This window comes from Staphylococcus sp. GDY8P54P (genome assembly GCF_017892645.1).
In the GTDB taxonomy this organism is placed as follows: Bacteria; Bacillota; Bacilli; order Staphylococcales; family Staphylococcaceae; genus Staphylococcus; species Staphylococcus ureilyticus.
In genome coordinates, this window is the sequence record NZ_JAESLN010000029.1 from 33,439 (window position 1) to 56,205 (window position 22,767).

The window sequence follows — 22,767 nt, forward strand, 5'->3', positions numbered from 1 at the left end:
ATGACTATCTAGTTATAACGAAATTTTATTGCATACTTATTTATTACACACAAACATTTAATGATTTCTATTTTCATATTTAAACTGATTTTGTTTTATACATTAAATATAAAAAATAAGGTGCGCCTATGATTGATACAACAATACCAGCTGGCATACCAGAAGGCTGTAATATCACTTGTCCGACAGTGTCTGCCAACACAAGTAAAAAGGCACCAATAAATATGGAAATTGGTAGAAACATTTGATGTCTCGGACCAACAATTGATTTAGCAATATGTGGACCTAACAAACCTATAAAACCAATAGCTCCTGCCACGGATACTGCAGCTGACGACAGAACTACTGCTATTAACAATAATACAATTCGTTCTCTACCAATTTTCACACCTACACCTTGAGCAATATGTTGATGCGTATTTAATAAATTTAAAACATTCGCTTTTAATAATAAAAACGGTATCAGTACAATGACCCAAGGTAAAAAGGCAATTACAAACGCCCATTCATCGCCCCAAATATTACCCGCAAGCCATGAAGCAATAAACTCTGATTGATCTTCGTCAAATGTTGACATTAACGTCAAGGACCCACCACTTAAAGCAGTAGCCATACCCACGCCTACTAACACCATACTTGCTGGTGTGATACCTTCTCCTTTATTATAACTAAATGAAAAAATAACTAGCGCAGTCAGTATACCACCGATCATACTTATAATTGGTAATACATATACAAAATTATCTGCATTCACTTGACCAACTACAATAAATAGTGCTATAGCAAACCCACTTCCTGCATTTATACCTAAAATACCAGGTTCCGCTAAAGGGTTTTTAGTTACACTTTGTATGATAGCTCCGCTCATTGCTAAAGCAGCACCAGCTAAAATAGTAATAACCATTCTCGGAAATCTAAATTCCATAAGTATAAGTGTGTCGGTATATTCACCTTGACCTATAAGCGTTTTAAAAAAAGTACCTATAGACATCTTATATTCACCTGAAGTCATACTCCAAGCACATGCGAATACCACCAATATTATAAGAATAATCATGGTAATGAACTGTTTATATCTTAATTTTGGGTCTATCATGAAAAGCGTCCTCCTCGTTTAACCAAATACAAGAAGTAAGGTACGCCAATAAATGAAATGATTGCACCTACTGGAGCTTCACCTAACATGCGCGCTACCGTATCAGCAACGAGTAGCAATAACCCGCCAATAACAGCAGTTAATGGCAGAACACGAGCGTAGTCTGTACCAACTAAATAACGTACAATATGTGGAACCATTAGTCCTACAAATGCTATTTGACCCACCATTGCTACGGCAATACCTGCCATAACCATGGATATAATCAAAGCAATTGCACGTGTTAAAGCAACATTTTGTCCCAATCCAATTGCTAAAGTTTCACCTAAATTTAAAATAGTTAGATGTTTACTCATCGCAATAATGATAACTAATGCAATAATAATAAATGGTGCTGCCCAAACAAGCTGCCCCCAAGTCGTACCAGAAACTCCACCAGCGCTCCAAAACGTTAAACTTTGATTTAATCTAAACAATAACGCTACACCTTGACTCAAGGCTGTTAGCAAAGCACTTACGGCAGCTCCGGCCAGTATAATTCTCATCGGATTAAAGCCATCACTTCTTGACCTACCAATCATCAATACAATAAATCCACCCATGATTGCTCCGATAAATCCTGCAATCATAAGCACTATAAATGGTGCTGTTGGATAAAATGCAAAAGTTAGCGCTAACATAAATGAAGCGCCTGAATTTAATCCGATTAAACTCGGATCTGCTAAACCATTTTTAGTAACGCCTTGAATGACTGCACCTGAAGTCGCTAATGCTACACCTACAAGCATTGCTCCTATATCTCTTGGTATCCGTATTTCACTAATAATATTATGTTGTTGATTCTTATTATCATAATTAAATATCGCATCAAATATTGTAGAAATGTGAATTTTAGCATCTCCAATCAATATTGATACCGTCAAAGCAATGACTAATAGAACCAAACTAATTATTAATGTTGTTGTGAAGCTTAATTTTCCCTTTTTTTGCGTAGCCATGATTACACCTAAATTTCTGAATAGCTTTTTCTACATAAATCATAGGTAACTAGCATAGGTTTCCCTGTTCTAGGGTCTGTACTAATCTCTACATCTATATTGAATACTTTTTCTAAGTTTTCTTTGGTTAAAACATCTTCTGTACCTCCAGCAGCAACAATGTCTCCTTGTTTCATCGTAATCAGATGATCTGAGAATCGAACTGCTTGATTAATATCATGCAACACCATAATAATAGTACAACCTTGTTCTTGATTTAATTGGGTGATTAATTCTAAAATTTCTAATTGATGTGAAATATCTAAATATGTTGTAGGCTCATCCAAGAAAATAATATCCGTTCTTTGAGCCAATGCCATCGCAATCCATACCCTTTGACGTTGACCACCACTCAAATCGTTGATAGAACGTAATCGGAATTCATAAGTACCTGTTACATTCATGGCCCAATCAATTTCCTTTTTATCTTCCGCAGAAAGTCTCCCAAATCCTTTTTGATGTGGAAAGCGACCATAAGAAACAAGCTCTCCAACCGTAAGTCCATCGGCCACTTCTGGTGATTGTGGTAAAATCGCAATTTTTTTGGCAACTTCTTTTGTTGATTGTGTATGCAGATTTTCACCATCTAATTTAATTTCACCATCTTTAATTGGTAAAAGACGTGACAATGCTTTTAGTAATGTAGACTTTCCACAACCATTGGGTCCTATAATAGATGTGATTTTACCAGTCGGAATATGAACATCTAAATTATCTACAATAACATTATCCCCATAACCTATCGTAACTTGTTCTCCTTCTAATCGAGTCATAATTTCCCTTCTTCCTAATACAAAATGTACCAAAAACAATCTATATCTATGTCATTTTTAATCTAATTTGTCCTTTAAATGATAATCATTATCACAGATGATATTATATCATTTTTTAGATATGATGACTAATAAATGTTTTATGATAGCAAGCAAAATGTATGGTTTATGAATATATTTTAAATTGCCATACAGTTTTTTTAGCAATATAAGAAAATTCTTAGTTATCGGATTATTGTAGCGATACTCAAATTAAAACCTTGATGTAGGATCTAATCCATACACCAAGGTTTTAATTAGCATTTTTTCATTTTTAATGTTCATCAATTAAGAAACCATTACCATAAACATCACGAACATCATGAATCACTAAGAATGCTTCGTTATCAATGCGTTTGATTAAACGTTTCGCTTTACTAACTTGCGTTTTAGTAATAACAACATACAATATGTCTTTTTCTTGTTTAGAGAAATAGCCTCTCCCATTTAAAATTGTCAACCCACGTCCTACCTGTTCATCAATCACTTTAGCTATTTCATCCGGTTTACTAGAAATAATCGTCATTGCTTTTTTCGTATTTAAACCTTCTATGACATAATCCATTACTTTTGTACCGATATAAAGTGAGATTACTGTAACCAACGCACTCGGAACAGGAATTACTGTTAATGAAATTGCAACAACAATTAAATCAAAGAACAACAGTGCATAAGGTGTACTAACATCTAAATATTTATTAGCAATTCTAGCTAAAATCGTTGTTCCTGCAGTTGTCCCTCCAGCAAGTACGATAATACCAATACCTAGACCTACAGACATGCCACCAAATACTGCATTAACTAAAATATTACCTGTCTCAATTTTCCAACTCACTGTTAGTTCTAAAAATAGTGAGATTAATATTGTCGCTATTATCGTTAAATACATACTTCTCTTACTCAGAAACTTGTAACCTATAGCGATAAGTACTGCATTAAATACAAAGTTTGTTACACCAGGAGATATGTGAAAGGCATAATAAAGTACGATAGCTATACCGGTCACGCCTCCCTCGCCTAAATCAGCAGATATGATAAAAGTATTAACGCCTGCTGAAAATATAAATGACCCAATTATAACGAATAACAAATCTCGTACTGTTTTATTCACCCACATGACCCCCTCATATTAACTTCAATCAATTGAATATTAGCAAACTATCGAACATACCACAACAATATTTGAAAAAAATTCTGAATCACTTACTTGTAAAACCTTGATATTATAAGATTTCTTTTTATTACACTTTTAAAAGTTCAAAAATTCTGAATTTTCGGTTTACTTATACACTTTCCTTTGCTATAATAAAATTTATCTTCTTATTGATTGCCAATAAGAAGCCATCTCCTTTGTGTTGTTTATAGTAACATACAAAACAATTTTTGCTCGAGTATATTTTTAGTACCTAGTCCTTACTATTAATATACAATTAATTCATTTCCCGTAAAAGCCAAGTAATATTGCATGTGTCTCCTCACGTCAATTACTTGGCTTTATTTTTTATTTTAAAATCATCATAATACATATACGAACAAGCATTAATATAAAAAAGGAGCGTTATTGACATCAATAATCAATTGATTTCTCACGCTCCTTTTTTTACCGTCTATTGATATCAACTAAGTAATTAATACAACTTTTACTTCAAGACGATCGATTATAAATTCACTGTATTTAATTTTCTTACATGATTGATAGACCTAGACAATTATTTCGACATATATCATCTTTAAGTGAGTCATTCACTTACAACCAATCATTACCAAGCAAACAAACCAACAAATCCAGCTGTCATTAACGATACTAAAATTCCTGCAAGCAACATCATTGGAACATATTGCGAAACAAAATCAGATGTTTTCTTATCTACAATACCTTTCAATGTTCCAATAATCATCCCTATTGTTGAGAAGTTCGCAAACGATACTAAAAATGTTGCAATAACTGCACGTCTGTGTGGTGAGTATGAATCAATAACATCTTTAATTTGACCCATCACCACAAATTCGTTTGTCACAATTTTTTTCGCCATTTGTTGTGCCACTATCCATGCCTCATCAAACGGTAATCCTAGTAATAAAGCAAATGGATACATAAAAGTACCGAGAATTTGATCTAGGCCAAAACTTCCTTTTATACCAGCCCAACCACCGATAATACCTGTGATTAAATTAATAAAACGGTCAATTAAATCAGAAAGTGCAACAAAACTGATAACAAAAGCAATGATGATTAAAATCAATTTACCTGCATTTAATACTGAATCTCCTAAAAATGAGAAAAACGGCTGTTTTTCAATTTCTTCATTACGGATACTATAAATAATATCTTCTTTTTCTTCCACAGAAACAGGATTTAAAATAGAAGAAACTATAATTGCATTAATGATATTTAATGGAATAGCAGTTAGCACTAAGTCACCTGGTATCATCGATACATACGCGCCAACAATTGCACCAGATATCGAACTCATGGACATCATTGCCACTGTTAACACACGTGTTTCTTTCATGCGTTTCAATTGTTCATTTGAAACTGCTAATGCTTCTGTATTACCTAAAAACATCATTTCTATACCAAAGAAAGATTCGAATTTTGGCTGACGTGTAATTTTAGCTAAAGCCCAACCAATACCACCTATAACTTTGGGTAAAATATTAAAATACATCAAAATATCAAAAAGTGGTACTACTAATAGAATTGGAAATAGCGCACTCACAGCCATATCCATCATTTCTGTATTTGTCCAACTGGCAAAAGCAAATCCCGTACCTACATGTGCAGACTCAATAACCCATGATATACCATTTGCCAATAATTGAACCGCTGACTTCCCCCAAGGGAAATACATAAAGAACCATGCTAAGAATAAGTTGATTACGACTAAAATGCCAATAGATTTCCACTGGATATCTGATTTCTTTCTGGAAAAAAGTACAGCAATACCTAAAAACACAATTAACCCAATAATATTAATAAGTAAAAACATCATACACCCACCATTTCTTATTGAATAAATAACTACTTGAATATTTAAAAGCAACACTCGATTATGTATAAGAATTATTAAGATGAGTATATCTGCTCTCGCTCATTAAGTTAATTATCAATTTTAATTATATAGCAGCGAATATACTCATCTTAAATTTTGTAATCCATTTATTTAATTTCATTCTTGATAAAAATCTATCATTCCCCAAATGATTGTCACTTATGAATTCACAATAATTATACCATGTATGTACATTATATAAAATAAAAATTTTATGGTTCGTTTATAGTCAAAAAATATATTTATCCAGCATCCAATCATACGTGTTTTCAATATTACTTCGTTAAATTTTGTGTATGAACAAATTGTTGATATTTTTCATGATTACCAATCAAATCCTGATGAGTGCCTATGCCTGTCACACTACCGTTATCAATAAAAATAATTTGTTCAGCTTTTTTAATTGTAGATAGTCTGTGGGCAATCACGATTGTTGTTCTGTTTTCCATCAATTCTTCTAAAGCATCTTGAATCTTTCGCTCACTTTCGCTGTCTAAGTTAGCGGTTGCCTCATCCAATAATAAGATATCTGGATTTTTAACAAAACTTCTGGCAATATCTATACGTTGACGTTGGCCACCTGACAATTTCAAACCTCGCTCGCCAACAATTGTTTCATATCCATCTTCAAACGCTATAATAAATTCGTGACAATTTGCTAATTTTGCATAGTAAATTAATTCATCGTTTGAGACTTCACGATTAATGCCATATAAAATGTTGTCTCTGATTGAGCCATTCATCATTGAATTAGATTGCATGACATAACCTATTTTCTCACGCCAATGACCTAGATCTATATCATAAATCGATTGGTCGCCATAAGTGATATCACCTTGTTCTATGTCATACATTCGTTCAATAATATTGAAAATTGTACTCTTACCTGAACCAGAAGGTCCTACAAAAGCAGTAATACTACCAGATGGTATATCAAAACTCACATTTGTAAGAATTGGTTTATTACCGTATTTAAAATGTACATTTTCAAATGTTAAATTACCATCAATCATTGGTTTTGCTTGTTCTATTTCAAAAACTTCAGTAGGTTCTTCCATGATTTCATATATACGACTACTTGCCCCTACAGCCTTTTTATAATCTGTAACCAAAGTTGATAAATTAATGATAGGTTGCGTAAGTTGAATAACATAAAAAATCATTGCAATTAAGGTTCCTGCTGTGATTGCTCCAGTAGAAATTCGAATTGCACCAAAACCTAAGATAACTGCAATCGTTAAAAGCATAATTACACCAGATATAGGTTGTATAATAGCTGTAATCTTAGCTTGCTTTAGTCCTAAAAAGTATATTTCTTGTAAATTCTTATGAGCATTATTTAACTCAATTTTTTCAGTACGTGAAACTTTAACTAAGCGCATTTCTGTTAATACACGACCTAGTAAGCCACTGAAATTCGCAATCTCTGCCTGTGTTTTTTTAGAAATATTTTGCATAATTTTACCTAATGGAATCATAATTAATACAAATATAGGTATCGTGATAAAAGTCAGCAAAGTCATTTGCCAATCCATCACAAATAACATTATTAAAGAGCCGATAATAGTCAATACTGAAGGCAATAAGTTGGGCAATTTTTGTGAAATAAATTCATTGATTACTTTTGTATCGTCTGTCAAACGACTCATCAATTGTCCACTTTCATTTTTATCAAAAAAGGGCATTTTTAAGTGAATGATGTGTTTCCATAAAACGGATCGAATTGCATAAATGATTTTCTCACCAATTTTACTCAATAAATACAGTCCTATACCGCTAAGCAACGCATTCATAATAAATATAGAAATAAATGCTATGATAAACATCCAATTAATATTTTCAAAAGAAAATTTATCTACGAGCTTACCTGTAAAAAAAGGAACTACTAGTCCTGTAATACTACCTAATGAAGAAATTAAAACAGCTATGATAATCAGTCCAACAGGCCATGATAATTTTTTAAATAAGTAGAATAATGGATTCTCTTGATTCATATCTAAATTACCTCTTCTAAAAATATTTTAAATTACCTCTTACTTACATTAATTTTGAGCAGATTAATTTTAAAGTATTAAGTTAAATTAATTTCAATTTATTTTATCATGTTTTACACAATAATTTTCAATAAATTAGTTATAAAAAATATTCTTCTGTTTAATATTTTATAAACTACATACAATATGCTAAAATACCTCTATTGCAATAAAACAGAACATATTAAGAGGGAATGTAATTATGAGAAAGTTAATTCTGGCAATTGTAACTGTACTCTTCGTCGGTTCAATTATAACACCTTTTGCCAACGCTGAAACAGTCACACCTACACAGGCGGCAAATCAATATGGTTATAATGTTACTGATAATTATCAACCTGAAGGTGCAATAAATATTGCCCAAACCGGTCAAATTCTTTACCAATATAACGCTGATAAAGATTGGTATCCCGCTTCGATGAGCAAATTGATGACCATGTATTTAACACTCGAAGCCGTTAATCGTGGGGATTTATCTTTAGATGATAAAGTTAAAATCACAGACAAACATTACAGCATGTCTACCTTGCCTGAATTAAGTAATACCAAGCTTTATCCTGGAGAGACTTACACGATTAAAGAGTTACTCCAAATCACTGTTTCAAATTCAAGTAATGCCGCAGCGCTTATATTAGGTCAAGAAGTATCTGGAAACCTTTCAGATTTTACAGATGAAATGAACAAAAAAGCAAAATCAATAGGTATGAAAGATACACATTTTGTTAATCCAACAGGTGCTGAAAATAAACAATTAAAAGACTTTGCACCAAAAAAATATAAAAATGAAGAGAATAATACATCAACAGCTAAAGATTTTGCAATTTTAGCTCAACGTACCATTCAAGATACACCAAAAATCATTTATTTCACTAAACAATTAGCTCCAACGCAACACGGTGTTACATATTACACATTCAATCACTCTTTAGAGGGTGCGGATATGAGTTTAGAGGGGACAGATGGTTTAAAAACTGGCTCTAGTGATATTGCAGATTACAATCACACTATCACTACAAAAAGAGATAAATTTAGAATTAATCAAACAATAATGGGTGCTGGTAACTACGACAACTTAGGTGGCGAGAAACAACGTAATATGATGGGCAATGCCTTAATGAATATGTCTTTTGATCAATATAAATATAAAAAAATTATTTCAAAAGGCAATCACAAAATTAATGGAAAAACATATTATGTAGAAAAAGACTTATACGATGTACTTCCAAATGATTTCGATAAAAATGATTATAACTATGTAATTGAAGATGGTAAATTGCATATTGAATATGATCGAAAATTTATTTCCGATAAATACGGCCCACCAACTGTTAAAGTAAGCAAACCAATTCTGCATCAAACTACGACAGTTGTGAAAACGACGTGGGATGAACATCCGATCCTCACTTTATTAGGTACGATATTAATCATAGCTGCAATCGCAATTATTATTTATCTTATTATCGAAACTTTCAAAAACAGAAAAAATCATAAATAAAGTCATGAATTATTAATGCCAAAATGATACCCCGAAAAGATGCTTTAACTTAGAAATCTTCTCGGGGTTTTTCAGAGCTTGATTGTTCGATGACAAAACAAGTTGAGGCTGAGACATTACGATGTCCCAGCCTCACTTAATATATTTATTTAACATATGATTTATTAAAATTATAATTCAATATCAACAAATGACTGCTGATTTATTTTTCAGCATCACCATAAAGTTCTTTCTTGATTTTAGTAGTAGAAATACCTTCTGTACGGTTAAGGTAAATCACTTCACATTTATCTTTCAAGAAGTCAAATTCACCTTCCCAGTCGTGCCCCATTACAAAAGTATCTATTTCATAGCGATCGACGTCGATTTCTTTTTGTCCCCAGCCACTTTCAGGGATTACAAGATCAACATAACGAATAGACTCTAGCATCATCTTTCGTTGTTCATAATTATAATAAGACTTTTTATTTTTAATGCGATTAAATTCATCTGTAGATAGTGCAACTACTAAATAATCGCCCATTTCTCTAGCTCTTCTTAATAATTCAATGTGACCATAATGTAATAAATCATACGTTCCATAAGTAATAACACGTTTCATACGCTCATACTCCTTAACAAAATTTAATTAAAATTTACATTTTTTAAAAGTATAGCACACTGATTTGAAGTTTACGAACTATACCCAAAATTCATTTTTTTAATATTTGTTTTAATTTCATTTTACCTCTGAATTTTACACGTTTCGGTAACACTTCCATTTGAAAACGGTAATAATTCGGTCTACCAATGCCTACATTAAGTAATGCTTCTCGCCATTTTTTATATAACGCTTTATTCCAATTTTTTCCACATTGTTCAACAACCCTAATTATTCTAAACATTGCTTCTCCTGAATAATCTGCTTCTTGCATATTATACATATAAGACGTTACAACATCTAAAAATGATTCTGTTAATTTTTTATTATTTGTGAGAAATGCTTGCAACAAGTAACTGACAATGAGTTCATCCATACGATAACTGTAATAAATCCGTTCTTCTCTTAATAACAATGTGTGCATCACTCTATGTCTTACTTTAATCGCATCGCTCATATAATTTACAAAGCGATCTGCTCTTTGATCTGTCACCGACCCTTTTTCTTCATGATAACCATACACAATAAAAGGTAATAATTGCACATCTCGAGCTTTCTTATAAGCTGATATCATAAATGTATGCTCTTCACAAAACACTACATCTTCATCGAAGCGTAAATCTTTGAATGTCGCACTAAATAACTTGCCTCCTGGACCAATAGATTGCATCATTTCAGGACATTGTGCTAAATTCACTTTATCAAATTTTTGTATGGGTTGGTGTGTATAAAAACTTTGCCATGCACCTTTATTTAGTCTTCCAATTTGTCCTAGTACAATATCTACATGTTCATCCTGTTGAAAGTAATCTGCCATAGCATCGATACTATTTGGCAAAAATTCATCGTCTGCATCTAAAAACATAAAAGCATCACCAGTAACATACTCCAATGCATTATTTCTGCTCACAGCTGCACCTTGATTTGCTTGATTAATAATACGAATGTTTTTGTATGCTTTTTGTAGTCTTTCTAAAACTTGTTTACTTTCATCTGTTGATCCATCATTGATACAAATAATTTCATAATCTTGCTTTGTATCCACCGAGCTTATTGCTCTTTGAAGTGTATTTGCTGCATTATAGACAGGTATGATAATTGATATTTTCATGTTTTCACCATTTTCTCTATATGATTTATAACCTGAGTTAAGCTATTTGGAACATTATAGTCATGCCAATTTTTGAACAATGGCATTAATGCACTTGCATGTGTTTGAAGTATATGAACGATGTCTTCTTCGCTATATGCTTTGTAAAATTCCGGAATTTCATAATAATATGAATTTAGCCCCCGTACTTTTTCATAATTTGCTTCATCATAGACATAAAAAAGCGTCGGCTTATTTAACAAACTTGCTTCTATTGCTAATGAGCTATAATCTGTGATGATAACGTCCGCCATAACCATAAGCGATTGTAGACTAATATTGTGTTGCTCATCTTGAGGTAGTGATGGATGTAACTTACTCATCAATGTGTATGAAGGTAATGCTGTTTCAAAACGCGCCTTATCAATAATCTGATTGGCTTGGTGATGCTCGCGATACGTTGGCACATAAAGCGCTAATTTATCATTGATACCATATTGTAACTTTAATGCTTGCTGCTTTTGTTTGATATCTAAATTTACATATGGAACAAGACGAGGCAATCCAGTTCTTAAAAATTGATCATCTTTCGCACCAAACGCGGATTTAAAACAATTCACCATTGGTTCGCCCCCTACTAAATATTTATCAGTAGCGCGATAAACATTTTTATATTGGTTCACCATTTTTTTATTATTTAAATCTACTTGGTGGTCAGTAAGTCCAAAATTTTTCAGTGCACCAACTGCGTGCCAAGTTTGAATGATTGTCTGTTGCGATTTCTTTTTGAAACCGCCAAACAATAAATAATATGTATCTATCACAATAATTTTTGCCGTACTCAAGGCCTTTATATGTTTAAAGACTTTTTTATTGCCCGCAGGTATAAATGTCACATTATCTAATTGTTCAACATATTTTCTATTACTTTCCTTGGCAATCACTGTCACTTCATAAGATTTTCGATTTAATGCTTCGATGATTGGAAGTACATCTTCAGCAAATGTCATCATGACGACAATATGATGATGATCTATTTTTTTCTTTATATATATCAAATTTAAAAAACTAATGATTGTCATATAAAGTTTTTTTATTAACTGTCTCAAATTTCCACCGCCGGTAATTATTTATTCTCTTTTATTATAGCTATTTTATATTTAAAATTATAGAAAAATCCTTTAATGACTTTTAAGCCACCAAAGGATTAAATATAAATCGTCTTTGTCTGAATTCAATTACATAAAGTCTGCAAAATGATCTCTATAACGCATATGCAATATAGATCCTATGACAAATAAAAACACAATGATAAAGAAGTTGTAAAATGTTAATTCCCAATGTGTAACAAAATACCATTCGTTATATAGAACCGATGCACGATACGCCTCAGCAAGATAATAAATTGGATTCAGTTGCATAACATCTTTAACAATACCTTCTGGCGGTACAATTAAAATAGATGAAGCAAAGAATACCATTCTCATCAATGCTTGAATTGCTGGTTGAGTATCTTTTACTAATACACCTAACGTAGAAGTAAACAATGCTACTGTTGTAGTAAAAATTAATGCAAATGGTACATATAAAAATAATTGTAATGTAAAAATAGATGGATAATAACCACCTAACATACATAATAAAATAACAGCAACTAATAGTGCGATATGACCATAGAACCTACTCATCACTATATATGATGGTATAATTGATAACGGAAAATTCATCTTAGCGACATGGTTATATTTACTTGCGATTGATTTCGTACCTTCCAAAATACCTTGGTTCACAAAGAACCACATACTAATACCAACGAGTAACCAATAAATAAATGGGACACCCTCGATTGGATTATTAGTTCTAATTCCTAGACCAAATACAAACCAATAAACCATAATTTGCATTGCTGGATTAATTAATTCCCAAGCCATACCAAGGTAATTATTGGTGTTAGTAATTTTAACTTGGAATTGTGCTAACCTTTGAATTAGATAGAAATTTTTAAAATGCTCTTTTAAGACTACCCACACTGCACTCATTTAAATAAACCACACTTTCAATCAATTTGCTAATCATAATTATGCTATAAAAAGTCTACATTCAAATCTAATATACGCTTTGTTATTCATCTTAACAACCTATATTTAATTGGGTAAATTAAATATTTTATGTAATAAAAGCGGATGTGCTTCCTCATATGATTGTTGTATAATAGAAAAACAACGAAGCTAAAATAACCTCATTTTAGTTGATTTTATAACTTAAATTCAGTAAACTTTAACAATTGTATAAGAACGTTATCTTAAAATTTGTACTCACTTACTTTACAATAGGTTAATAAATTTAACAACTCATATATAATATAATATACTATATACTATCTGCAAATAAGGAAGGTAAAATTATGAATGTATCGGTTAACATTGAACATGTAACTAAAGAATACCGCATCTATCGCAATAATAAAGAGCGTTTAAAAGATGCCTTAGTCCCTTTTAATAAAAACAAGACATTTTATGCGCTGAATGATTTGTCATTAACAGCATACGAAGGTGATGTTATAGGCCTTGTAGGCATCAATGGGTCAGGTAAATCTACGCTTAGTAATATTATTGGTGGTTCCCTATCCCCTACTGCTGGAGATGTGAATCGCCACGGTGAAGTTAGTGTGATTGCAATTAATGCTGGTTTAAATGGACAGTTAACAGGTATTGAAAACATAGAATTTAAAATGTTATGCATGGGATTCACAAGAAAACAGATTAAAGCCTTAACACCTGATATTATTGAATTCAGTGAACTAGGAGAATTCATTTATCAACCTGTTAAAAAATATTCTAGTGGTATGCGAGCCAAGTTAGGTTTCTCAATTAATATCACGACAAATCCAGACATTCTTGTCATTGACGAAGCATTATCAGTTGGAGACCAAACTTTTGCACAAAAATGTTTAGATAAAATTTACGAGTATAAAAAGCAAGGTAAAACTATTTTCTTCGTAAGCCATAATATGAAACAAGTGCGTGAATTTTGTACTAAAATCGCGTGGATAGAAGCTGGTAAATTAAAAAAATTCGGTGAACTAGACGAGGTTTTACCCGAATATGAAAAATTCTTAAACGGTTTTAAAAAATATTCCAAAGAGGAACAAAAAGCCTTTAGAAGTAAATTGGATAACTCAAGATTTGAAGTGAAATAATTTTATTGACTGTTAAATATCATAGATAACGACTGCACAATTGCATGACAATTTTAATAAATAAATCATAACTAAAATAAACTTATATTTGCTAAATATATCAAAGTCATTGTAGTAAAAAAATCGGCTATAGCTTAACAATGCTATAGCCGATTTTTTATTGCTTTGCTTTTTGCTTAATCACTTTAAATACAAACTTCGGTATGGCTTTCATTCTACCAAACCGTTTCCAATCAATGATAAAACGATAAATCCATTCGATATTTAATTTACGAAATATTTTGGGCGCTCTTTTTTTCGTTCCACTAAAAACTTCAATAGATCCGCCTACACCCATTAGTAATGTCTGTTTAAAATAATGATCATGACGTTCAATCCATTGTTCTTGCTTAGGATAACCCATACCAACGAAAACATAATCTGGATTAAATGAACTCACGTGTTTCAATACCGTTTCATCTTCTAAATTAAAATAGCCATGGTGATAATCAAAATGAATATTAGGGTATTTTTCACTTAATTTCTTCACAGCTTGAACGACAACCTCATCTTTTGCACCTAATAAAAAGACTTTTTGATAATTAGCATTAGCAATTTTCAAACATGCTTCCATTAATTCTATACCTGGAACACGTTCTTTCAAAGGGGTTTTAAGCAGTTTTGAAGCCATAACTACACCTGTACCATCAGGAATGACATAGTCTGCTTTGTTAATTAACTTACGATATGCTTCATTTTCAGTAGAAAAGTCAACTATTTCAGGATTAGCAGTTACAATAAATAAATTCTTTTCAGATTGTGATTCAAAAAAAAGCTTTATACGGTCACGCATTTCTGTCAGAGTTACATTATCGAATAAAACAGATAATACGTTTACCTTTTCTAATTTATTAGCTCTTGTCATAATTGGTTATCTCCTAACTCAATTCTTTTTCTCGTTACCCTATAATACATTACTTGTAATATGAATACTGTTACTCTCGCATATATTACAATATTAATAAAACCTAGGTCAAACCGCTTTAAAATATAATATACATCAAAAGTCCAAATGATTTATGGATGATCTTACTTTATACTATTATATGTGAGATACTGTTTGATTATTATCGTATCTCGTAAAATATTAAATTTTCGTATTCTAAAAATGAGGTATTTCATGTCTAAGCTAAATGCGTTTTTCAGTTCTTCTATTCAATTACATCTTTATTGGATTGTTTTAGTGGCTATAATCTATATCATCATACATACTTATCGAAATAAACCTATCAACCAATTTTTAGATATCTATTTTAACTATATCCCTGTATTAACACATGAGTTTGGCCATATATTATTTAATAAATTGAGCGGTGGACGAGCGAGAGACTTAGTGATTGTGGCAAGACCAGCTGAGCGTCTAGCAACATCTCAACAAGGCTACGCCATAACACAATCAAAAAATAGTGTTGGTCAGTCCATCACTACATTCGGTGGCTACGTTATGCCGCCATTGATGTTATATATAGGATTTCTATCTACGCAATATCAATATCCAAGCTTGTTTATCACTGCTTACCTATTAATATTTATATATTTTGTATGCTTAACATCTAGAAAGCTATTACCAATGTTCATAGTAATACTTTTAATTTTTTTATTATATTGCTTATTTAAAAGTGATAATCAATTAGCGATACTTTATGTTATATCCATTACACAACATTTTATCTTAGGTGTTTTATTAGGAGAAGTTCTTCAATCATCTTGGACAATATTCAAATTGACTTTCTCATCAAATGAAATCACTTGGGATGGTAGCACTTTAAAAGCATTGACTCGTGTTCCAACCTTCCTCTATAGCTTCATTTGGATAGCGATCAATTTATTTACTGTATATCAATTATTCCGAGTTTACTTTATTCCTTAGACCTCTTCAAAAAGAGTCTAGGACATAAAATTATTGGGTAAGTGAAAAAGCCAATATCCATTGAAATAATATAAAAATCGGCTTTAATAGGTTGTATTTTGATAAGACGCTTGAGACAACAGGACAAACTGAAGACGACGGGCAGAAGCTGTCCTCTAAGAAAGCGAGCCAACAATACGCCGCAGCATTGAATAACAAGAAGCACACAGATAGATTGAATTAAATCATCTGTGTGCTATTTTTTAGGATTTATGACTCAGACTTTTTTCCTTTCAATATCACTATTAACTATTAAATATGACTACAATGTCCTTTTCAAACTTTGTCTTATGCTTATTAGATAGACGATTTCAATTTTTTAAATCCTTCTAAGTTGCATATAAAAAACTTCAGTATGCAAATTCTTATTTTTCTGCATAAATATGTTCTGCATTATCATAACTCAGTACTGTCACTTTTTCTTCTTTCTGCACCATTACCACTTTATTGGTATCATCTTTATCTAATATTTTTATTTGTTCCCCAATCAATATGGATTTACTTGTTAAATAAACTAACAATTCTGTTCTATCTCGCACACGTTTTATCGTCACTATATCACCGGCTTCAAACGACAATAAATTTGTAGTATATATCTCTTTATATTTATTATCTCTAGGGATAATACCACCGTGCGGACAAGTGATTGGGTAATCTAATAATTTATCTAAACGTTCTACAAATAAGTGTGAAACTTTGTGTTCTAGCACCTCAGCTTCCTGATGTACCTCTTCCCAATTATATTCTAATATCTTAATTAAAAATAATTCTAATAATCGATGTCTTTTAATGATATCTAAGGTATATGTCAAACCTTCTTCTGACAATTGCACACCTTTATATGGCTTCGTTTCTACAAATCCCGATTTTTCTAAACGATTCACCATTTCACTTACAGATGGTGGTTTGATATTTAAATACTGGGATAACGTCTTGTTTGAAACGAAAGAATGATCGCCATTATGAGTCAAAATTGCTTTTAAATAATCTTCTTTTTCTTCAGTTAGCATGGTTTCACCTCTCAAGTCATTCACTTTATTGTATCACGAATCTACTTGACACGCTAAAAGTTAATGTTATATTATAAATTAAATTAGGTTAGCCTAAAATTTAATTTAAGGAGGTAGAAAAATGTTAGAAATTAATAACTTAAATCTCACTTTAGGGAATAAACATGTCTTGGAAAACATTAATTTAGAAATTCCCGTAAAAGGTGAAATTATAGGTATTATGGGACCCAATGGAGCAGGAAAATCTTCCTTACTCAAATCAATTATTGGTGAATTTAAGTCAACAGGTATCGCTAATTTACATAACATTGCTATACAACAAACACTTAAAAATGTTACATACATCCCACAAAAAGCACATATTGACTTAGACTTTCCAATTAAGGTAGAAGATGTTGTACTCTCAGGTGCCTATAAAGATATTGGTTGGTTTAGGTTTGTTACCCCTAAAACAAGAGCTAGACTTAATCAACTACTATCAACATTAGAATTACAAGATTTAAGAAATCGACAAATTTCTGCACTCAGTGGAGGTCAATTACAAAGAGTTTTAGTAGCTAGAGCACTCATGACAGAAAGTACACTCTATCTTTTAGATGAACCATTTGTAGGTATCGATTTCCATAGTGAACAAATCATAATGACTCAATTAAATGAGCTCAAAGAAGCTGGGAAATTAATTTTAATTGTACACCATGATTTATCTAAAGCAGAAAAGTATTTTAATCGTGTTATTCTTTTAAACAAAACAATTCGTTTCTTTGGAGAAAGTCATGTTGCGATGCAACCTGACCATTTAAACGAAACTTTCTTAAACCCCACACAGGAAGAGCAACAAAAGTCAGAATCGGCATAAATAGAAAGGAAGTAACACGATATGGAATTTTTTCAACACCTATTTGAATACAAATTTTTAAGCAATGCATTGATTATTTCAATTGTTGTAGGAATCGTTTGTGGTACAGTAGGTTGCCTCATTGTATTAAGAGGCCTGTCCCTTATGGGAGACGCAATGAGTCACGCAGTTTTACCTGGGGTCGCATTATCATTTTTATTCGGCGTTCCTATGTTTGTTGGAGCGTTAGTGACAGGTATGATTGCTAGTATCTTTATCGGATTCATTACCAAAAGTAGTAAGACCAAACCTGATGCTGCGATAGGTATTAGTTTTACAGCATTTTTAGCTACCGGGGTCATTTTAATTAGTCTCATTAATAGTACCACCGACTTATATCATATTCTTTTCGGTAACCTATTAGCAGTGACACACGCTACTTTTTGGTCAACAGTCGTAGTTGGTTTAATCGTTATGATTTTAATTATAACTTTCTACAGACCATTAATGATATCCACATTCGACCCAATTTTTAGTAGAATGAGTGGTTTAAACACTACATTTTTACACTATTTCGTTATGCTATTGCTCTCACTCGTTACGGTAGCAAGCATACAAACAGTAGGTATTATATTAGTTGTCGCTTTATTGATTACGCCTGCTTCAGCTGCATTTTTAATCGCTAAAAAATTACATACGATGATGATCATTTCTAGTCTTATTAGTGTTATAAGTTCAGTTGTCGGTATGTATTTTAGTTATATTTATAATATTCCAAGTGGTGCAACTATCGTCTTATGTGCGTTTATCATTTATATCATTATTTTCACTTGTAATAAAATGCAATTTTTCACAAAAAAAGGAGCAATTTAATGAAAAAACTATTAACAATTACAATGATTCTTTTATTATTTTTAAGTGCATGTGGTAAAGGAAACAACGATTCTAATTCTCAATCACATGAAAAAATAAAAGTTGTAACAACAAACTCAATCCTTTATGACATGGTCAAAAATGTTGGAGGCGATAAAGTAGATATTCATAGTATCGTCCCAATCGGTCAAGATCCACATGAATATGAAGTAAAACCAAAAGATATTAAAGCATTGACAGATGCTGACGTTGTGTTTTATAACGGGCTAAACTTAGAAACAGGTAATGGTTGGTTTAAAAACGCATTATCACAAGCTAATAAGTCATATGAAGATGGTTCTGTTGTTAAAGTTTCAAAAAATGTTAAACCTTTATACTTAAACGGTGCTAAAGAAGGCGATGAATCAAAACAAGATCCACACGCTTGGTTAAGTTTAGATAATGGTATTAAATATGTAGAAGAAATAAGCAAAGCCTTGATTAAGAAAAATGACAAGTATAAAGATGATATTCAAAGTAATACCAAAGATTATATCGCTAAGTTAGAAGATTTGAAAAAAGAAAGTCATGATAAATTCAATGATATACCTAAAGAACAACGTGCAATGATCACAAGTGAAGGTGCTTTTAAATATTTCTCAAAACAGTTTGATATTAAACCTGGTTATATTTGGGAAATCAATACCGAAAAACAAGGTACCCCTGAACAGATGAAGCAAGCTGTAAAATTTGTTCAAGACAATAACCTTAAACATTTACTTGTAGAAACGAGTGTAGATAAGAAAAGTATGCAAAGTCTAAGTGAAGAAACAAACTTAGATATTTATGGAGAAGTATATACAGATTCTATAGGTAAAAAAGGCACTAAAGGAGATTCATATTTTAATATGATGCAAGAAAATATCAATACTGTTCACGGTAGTATGGAATAAAATAAGGCTATTTAACCTACATTGTAGGTGAATAGCCCCATACCGTACGTTTCCCTCCTAATGACGTACGGTATGGTGGTATTCAAGCCTTAAATCATCTATCTCCCTTAACTCCATCAATGGTTGGCTCCTCCCCCCATTGATGGAGATTTTTTTTAGTCTTACTTTCAGCTATAGCTGAATTAGTAAAACTTATGCATGAGCAGTAGCCCAGGCGTTCCTCTTTATACTTTCAGCTTTGCTGAATTAGTAAGACTTATGCATGAGCAGCACCTCAGGCGTTCCTCTTTATACTTTCAGCTTTGCTGAATTAGTAAGACTTATGCATGAGCAGTAGCTCAAGTAATCCTTAATACCCTCGTTGTCGGGTTAAACGACGACATCTGTTTAATAAAATTAGATATCGTCGCTCATTCCCTTAAAACTTGAAAAGAAGAGGTAACTCATGACTTCTTTTATTTAAGCATGAATTAAACTTGCTAATTTATGCGCTTTAATCTGTTAAACTATCTACGATAATCATTTCATCATAATTAATCGCTTCACGTAATTTTAGCGCAGTAACTTCACTAATTTCTTCATCTTCAGAAAGTTCATTCAAAACACGACGCTGTTCTCTAAGTGCACCTAATTTAATTTTAGTAATTGAAGTTTCACTTTTTGGATTAAAGAAATTAGAAGGCGTTAAGTTTTCTATTCTCATTAAATAACTATCACAAATCATACCAACTTCTAATTTATTTGCTTCAGTTGTTTCCTTACCTAAACGACTGACTACACGATAATGCACTGTTCTCATAACATTAGAAATTTCTCTCAAGTTTTCAATCACTGATAATGAGGAAGCTGCATTTGTTCTCACTTTTGTTTTAATTCTACTTTTTAAGACAAACGTTTTCACTTCAACTTTAATACGTTGAATGAGAGATGATTGTTTATAAACCTGAGTACGTTCCGCATAGCGCATATAGTTATCTAGGATATTTGTTGTTATATCGCCATTAGATACCAAACTATTCAACGTATTATTTTCAACATCAAAAGCAATTTTTTGTAATCGTTCTAACTCTTTAGTATTTTCATCTTCGTTCTCAACAGTTTTAAGAAATGCTAATTTGTCATGGTATTCTTTGATAACATTTCCATATAAATAACTTGATTCTTCAGAGGATAATTTATTTAAGTGTTCTATAACTTTTTCTAAAATATACACCCGTGCTTGTTTAAAGTTCATACCGTGTTGCTTCGGTTGAACCGCATTAGGTGTCACAATAGGTAATAAAACCTGTGCAATAATTAAACTCATAATGACCATACCGGATGCGATAAATAATAAGTCATCTCTAAATACGAAAGAATGATGATCAGCCAACATATAAGGTAATGTCAAAGCAATTGCTAAAGATATTGTCCCGTGTACGCCACACAATGTCATAATAAAAGCATACATACCACGTTTTGGTGGTTTCTCAGTGACTTTCGTATTATCTTCATAATTCGTTAGTATTTTTTGGAATGGGCTAATTGGTAAATAAAAATAAGGATATAAAACAAACACCCATAAAAATCTAAATAAATAAATTGCTAAAGCAATTAAAACCGTGACTACAATTAGAAAAATAAAATTATGGGGTTCATTTTCTATAATTCTGCCAACAAGTTCTGGAACTAAAAATCCTAAAATGGAAAAAACAAAACCGTTTAATGCATAACCCAATATATTCCAAGTATGGTTATAACTCATTTGTAATCTAGTACGTGCCTGTGCAATACGGTCACGTTCAAACCCATGAACCAAGCCTGCTACTACAGCTGCAATAATGCCTGACGCATGAAACATTTCAGCAACGAGATATGTAATAAAAGGCGTCACAAGTTGTATAAACGTAAACATATTTATATTTTCTATACCTCTTCTAGAAAGTGATACTCTAAACCTAACAAGTGCCACGCCAATAATTAAACCTACAATAAATCCACCAATAGAAGATATTAAAAACTGTTCAACAGCATTCACCATTGAAAAGCCACCCGTAATCAATGCAGCTACAGCAATTTTAAAAGATATGATACCAGCAGCATCATTTAATAATGACTCACCCTCTAAAATTGTCATAGAGCCTTTAGGGAGTACTTTACCATTCGTAATTGCTTGAACAGCAACGGCATCAGTTGGACATAAGATTGCGGCTAGCGCAAACGCAGCAGCTAACGGTAACTCGGGCCAAATCCAATGCACAAATAAACCAACTACGATTACTGTGGTTACTACAAGACCTAATGCCATCATTAAAACAGGTTTGATATAACGTCTTAAATGTACACGAGAAACTTTTACACCTTCAACAAATAATAGCGGTGCTATCAGAGCAACCATAAATAATTCTGAATCAAAATGGAATTCGACGGGAACTGGGGTAATATACAGTAACATACCGAGTATAATTTGTATAAAAGCTAAAGGGATTTTAGGTAATAAAATATGAACTAAAGAACTTGCGATTACTACAGCTAAAAATATAAGTATTGTTTCAAATATTTGCATGGTTTCACCTCTTTTCAACATTTAAACTTTCATAATTGCTGAGGTTGAAACAAAAATACAATCGTTTTATTTATGAACATATTGTGTCTCAAACTCTTTCATATCTTTGTTTGTATGAACAATGATATTTGTCAGATATGTACTTTTTAACATTAACACAATTACAAAT

At 31.9% G+C, this 22,767-nt stretch carries 19 protein-coding genes; 6 read left to right on the forward strand and 13 right to left on the reverse strand.

The genetic code is table 11. From position 1 onward, the window contains the following. Positions 1-79: 79 nt before the first annotated feature. The 6 genes from KA883_RS09805 to KA883_RS09830 form a co-directional block, all read right to left on the reverse strand. Complete coding sequence (locus KA883_RS09805; RefSeq protein ID WP_046207328.1) at positions 80-1,096, reverse strand: FecCD family ABC transporter permease; 1,017 nt, start codon at positions 1,094-1,096, stop codon at positions 80-82. Continuing rightward, a complete protein-coding gene (locus KA883_RS09810) occupies positions 1,093-2,094 on the reverse strand; it encodes a FecCD family ABC transporter permease (RefSeq protein WP_046207327.1) in 1,002 nt (333 codons plus the stop codon). Before KA883_RS09810 ends, KA883_RS09805 begins: the two co-directional genes overlap by 4 nt. A gap of 8 nt (positions 2,095-2,102) precedes the next feature. Further along, a complete protein-coding gene (locus KA883_RS09815) occupies positions 2,103-2,906 on the reverse strand; it encodes an ABC transporter ATP-binding protein (RefSeq protein ID WP_046207326.1) in 804 nt (267 codons plus the stop codon). A 313-nt stretch (positions 2,907-3,219) separates the two neighbouring features. Then, positions 3,220-4,056 carry a YitT family protein gene (locus KA883_RS09820; protein WP_046207325.1) on the reverse strand — a complete coding sequence of 279 codons (837 nt, stop codon included), beginning with the start codon at positions 4,054-4,056 and terminating at the stop codon, positions 3,220-3,222. A 649-nt stretch (positions 4,057-4,705) separates the two neighbouring features. Further along, positions 4,706-5,935 carry a NupC/NupG family nucleoside CNT transporter gene (locus tag KA883_RS09825; protein WP_046207324.1) on the reverse strand — a complete coding sequence of 410 codons (1,230 nt, stop codon included), beginning with the start codon at positions 5,933-5,935 and terminating at the stop codon, positions 4,706-4,708. A gap of 338 nt (positions 5,936-6,273) precedes the next feature. Next, positions 6,274-7,992 (reverse strand): ABC transporter ATP-binding protein, encoded by a 1,719-nt coding sequence (locus tag KA883_RS09830; protein WP_046207323.1) that lies wholly within the window; start codon positions 7,990-7,992, stop codon positions 6,274-6,276. A gap of 241 nt (positions 7,993-8,233) precedes the next feature. Between KA883_RS09830 and pbp4 the strand changes: the two genes are divergently transcribed. Continuing rightward, the gene (gene pbp4 / locus KA883_RS09835; RefSeq protein WP_046207322.1) at positions 8,234-9,526 is read left to right on the forward strand and encodes a penicillin-binding protein PBP4; all 1,293 of its coding nucleotides are present in this window, start codon (positions 8,234-8,236) and stop codon (positions 9,524-9,526) included. Positions 9,527-9,728: 202 nt separating this feature from the next. On the opposite strand, the gene tagD is transcribed toward pbp4, so the two are convergent. From tagD to KA883_RS09855, 4 genes are all read right to left on the reverse strand, one after another. Beyond that, positions 9,729-10,127 carry a glycerol-3-phosphate cytidylyltransferase gene (gene tagD, locus KA883_RS09840; RefSeq protein ID WP_019468395.1) on the reverse strand — a complete coding sequence of 133 codons (399 nt, stop codon included), beginning with the start codon at positions 10,125-10,127 and terminating at the stop codon, positions 9,729-9,731. 91 nt (positions 10,128-10,218) lie between these two features. Further along, complete coding sequence (locus KA883_RS09845) at positions 10,219-11,277, reverse strand: glycosyltransferase family 2 protein (RefSeq protein ID WP_046207321.1); 1,059 nt, start codon at positions 11,275-11,277, stop codon at positions 10,219-10,221. Continuing rightward, complete coding sequence (gene tarB / locus KA883_RS09850; protein WP_046207320.1) at positions 11,274-12,365, reverse strand: teichoic acid glycerol-phosphate primase TarB; 1,092 nt, start codon at positions 12,363-12,365, stop codon at positions 11,274-11,276. The genes KA883_RS09845 and tarB overlap by 4 nt, the downstream gene beginning before the upstream one ends. 129 nt (positions 12,366-12,494) lie before the next feature. Beyond that, positions 12,495-13,295 carry an ABC transporter permease gene (locus tag KA883_RS09855; protein WP_046207319.1) on the reverse strand — a complete coding sequence of 267 codons (801 nt, stop codon included), beginning with the start codon at positions 13,293-13,295 and terminating at the stop codon, positions 12,495-12,497. 365 nt (positions 13,296-13,660) lie between these two features. On the opposite strand from KA883_RS09855, the gene tagH reads away from it, so the two are divergent. Then, positions 13,661-14,455: a teichoic acids export ABC transporter ATP-binding subunit TagH gene (gene tagH / locus KA883_RS09860; RefSeq protein ID WP_046207318.1), complete on the forward strand. Its 795-nt coding sequence runs from the start codon at positions 13,661-13,663 to the stop codon at positions 14,453-14,455. A 157-nt stretch (positions 14,456-14,612) separates the two neighbouring features. Here the strand turns inward: tagH and tarA are convergent, their stop codons facing one another. Then, positions 14,613-15,359, reverse strand: coding sequence for an N-acetylglucosaminyldiphosphoundecaprenol N-acetyl-beta-D-mannosaminyltransferase TarA (tarA, locus tag KA883_RS09865; protein ID WP_046207317.1), 747 nt, complete (start codon positions 15,357-15,359; stop codon positions 14,613-14,615). Positions 15,360-15,614: 255 nt separating this feature from the next. Here tarA and KA883_RS09870 point away from each other — a divergent pair, with 255 nt between their 5' ends. Beyond that, positions 15,615-16,364, forward strand: coding sequence for a M50 family metallopeptidase (locus KA883_RS09870; protein ID WP_046207316.1), 750 nt, complete (start codon positions 15,615-15,617; stop codon positions 16,362-16,364). A 404-nt stretch (positions 16,365-16,768) separates the two neighbouring features. Here the strand turns inward: KA883_RS09870 and KA883_RS09875 are convergent, their stop codons facing one another. Further along, entirely contained in the window at positions 16,769-17,413 is a 645-nt protein-coding gene (locus tag KA883_RS09875; protein WP_046207315.1) for a metal-dependent transcriptional regulator, read from the reverse strand. Positions 17,414-17,534: 121 nt separating this feature from the next. Here KA883_RS09875 and KA883_RS09880 point away from each other — a divergent pair, with 121 nt between their 5' ends. The 3 genes from KA883_RS09880 to mntC are packed head-to-tail and all read left to right on the forward strand — an operon-like array spanning position 17,535 to position 20,053. Next, positions 17,535-18,269 (forward strand): metal ABC transporter ATP-binding protein, encoded by a 735-nt coding sequence (locus KA883_RS09880; RefSeq protein ID WP_046207314.1) that lies wholly within the window; start codon positions 17,535-17,537, stop codon positions 18,267-18,269. 21 nt (positions 18,270-18,290) lie between these two features. After that, a complete protein-coding gene (locus KA883_RS09885; RefSeq protein WP_046207313.1) occupies positions 18,291-19,121 on the forward strand; it encodes a metal ABC transporter permease in 831 nt (276 codons plus the stop codon). Then, positions 19,121-20,053 carry a manganese ABC transporter substrate-binding lipoprotein MntC gene (mntC, locus tag KA883_RS09890; RefSeq protein ID WP_046207312.1) on the forward strand — a complete coding sequence of 311 codons (933 nt, stop codon included), beginning with the start codon at positions 19,121-19,123 and terminating at the stop codon, positions 20,051-20,053. The genes KA883_RS09885 and mntC overlap by 1 nt, the downstream gene beginning before the upstream one ends. 493 nt (positions 20,054-20,546) lie before the next feature. On the opposite strand, the gene KA883_RS09895 is transcribed toward mntC, so the two are convergent. Further along, complete coding sequence (locus KA883_RS09895; RefSeq protein WP_046207311.1) at positions 20,547-22,598, reverse strand: cation:proton antiporter; 2,052 nt, start codon at positions 22,596-22,598, stop codon at positions 20,547-20,549. Positions 22,599-22,767: the final 169 nt, after the last annotated feature.

Bases quoted from the DNA above. Each gene is read 5' to 3' on its own strand.
- KA883_RS09805 (WP_046207328.1), bottom strand. From the start codon at position 1,096: ATGATAGACCCAAAATTAAGATATAAACAGTTCATTACCATGATTATT.
- KA883_RS09810 (WP_046207327.1), bottom strand. From the start codon at position 2,094: ATGGCTACGCAAAAAAAGGGAAAATTAAGCTTCACAACAACATTAATA.
- KA883_RS09815 (WP_046207326.1), bottom strand. From the start codon at position 2,906: ATGACTCGATTAGAAGGAGAACAAGTTACGATAGGTTATGGGGATAAT.
- KA883_RS09825 (WP_046207324.1), bottom strand. From the start codon at position 5,935: ATGTTTTTACTTATTAATATTATTGGGTTAATTGTGTTTTTAGGTATT.
- KA883_RS09830 (WP_046207323.1), bottom strand. From the start codon at position 7,992: ATGAATCAAGAGAATCCATTATTCTACTTATTTAAAAAATTATCATGG.
- pbp4 (WP_046207322.1), top strand. From the start codon at position 8,234: ATGAGAAAGTTAATTCTGGCAATTGTAACTGTACTCTTCGTCGGTTCA.
- tagD (WP_019468395.1), bottom strand. From the start codon at position 10,127: ATGAAACGTGTTATTACTTATGGAACGTATGATTTATTACATTATGGT.
- KA883_RS09845 (WP_046207321.1), bottom strand. From the start codon at position 11,277: ATGAAAATATCAATTATCATACCTGTCTATAATGCAGCAAATACACTT.
- KA883_RS09855 (WP_046207319.1), bottom strand. From the start codon at position 13,295: ATGAGTGCAGTGTGGGTAGTCTTAAAAGAGCATTTTAAAAATTTCTAT.
- tagH (WP_046207318.1), top strand. From the start codon at position 13,661: ATGAATGTATCGGTTAACATTGAACATGTAACTAAAGAATACCGCATC.
- tarA (WP_046207317.1), bottom strand. From the start codon at position 15,359: ATGACAAGAGCTAATAAATTAGAAAAGGTAAACGTATTATCTGTTTTA.
- KA883_RS09870 (WP_046207316.1), top strand. From the start codon at position 15,615: ATGTCTAAGCTAAATGCGTTTTTCAGTTCTTCTATTCAATTACATCTT.
- KA883_RS09875 (WP_046207315.1), bottom strand. From the start codon at position 17,413: ATGCTAACTGAAGAAAAAGAAGATTATTTAAAAGCAATTTTGACTCAT.
- KA883_RS09880 (WP_046207314.1), top strand. From the start codon at position 17,535: ATGTTAGAAATTAATAACTTAAATCTCACTTTAGGGAATAAACATGTC.
- KA883_RS09885 (WP_046207313.1), top strand. From the start codon at position 18,291: ATGGAATTTTTTCAACACCTATTTGAATACAAATTTTTAAGCAATGCA.
- mntC (WP_046207312.1), top strand. From the start codon at position 19,121: ATGAAAAAACTATTAACAATTACAATGATTCTTTTATTATTTTTAAGT.
- KA883_RS09895 (WP_046207311.1), bottom strand. From the start codon at position 22,598: ATGCAAATATTTGAAACAATACTTATATTTTTAGCTGTAGTAATCGCA.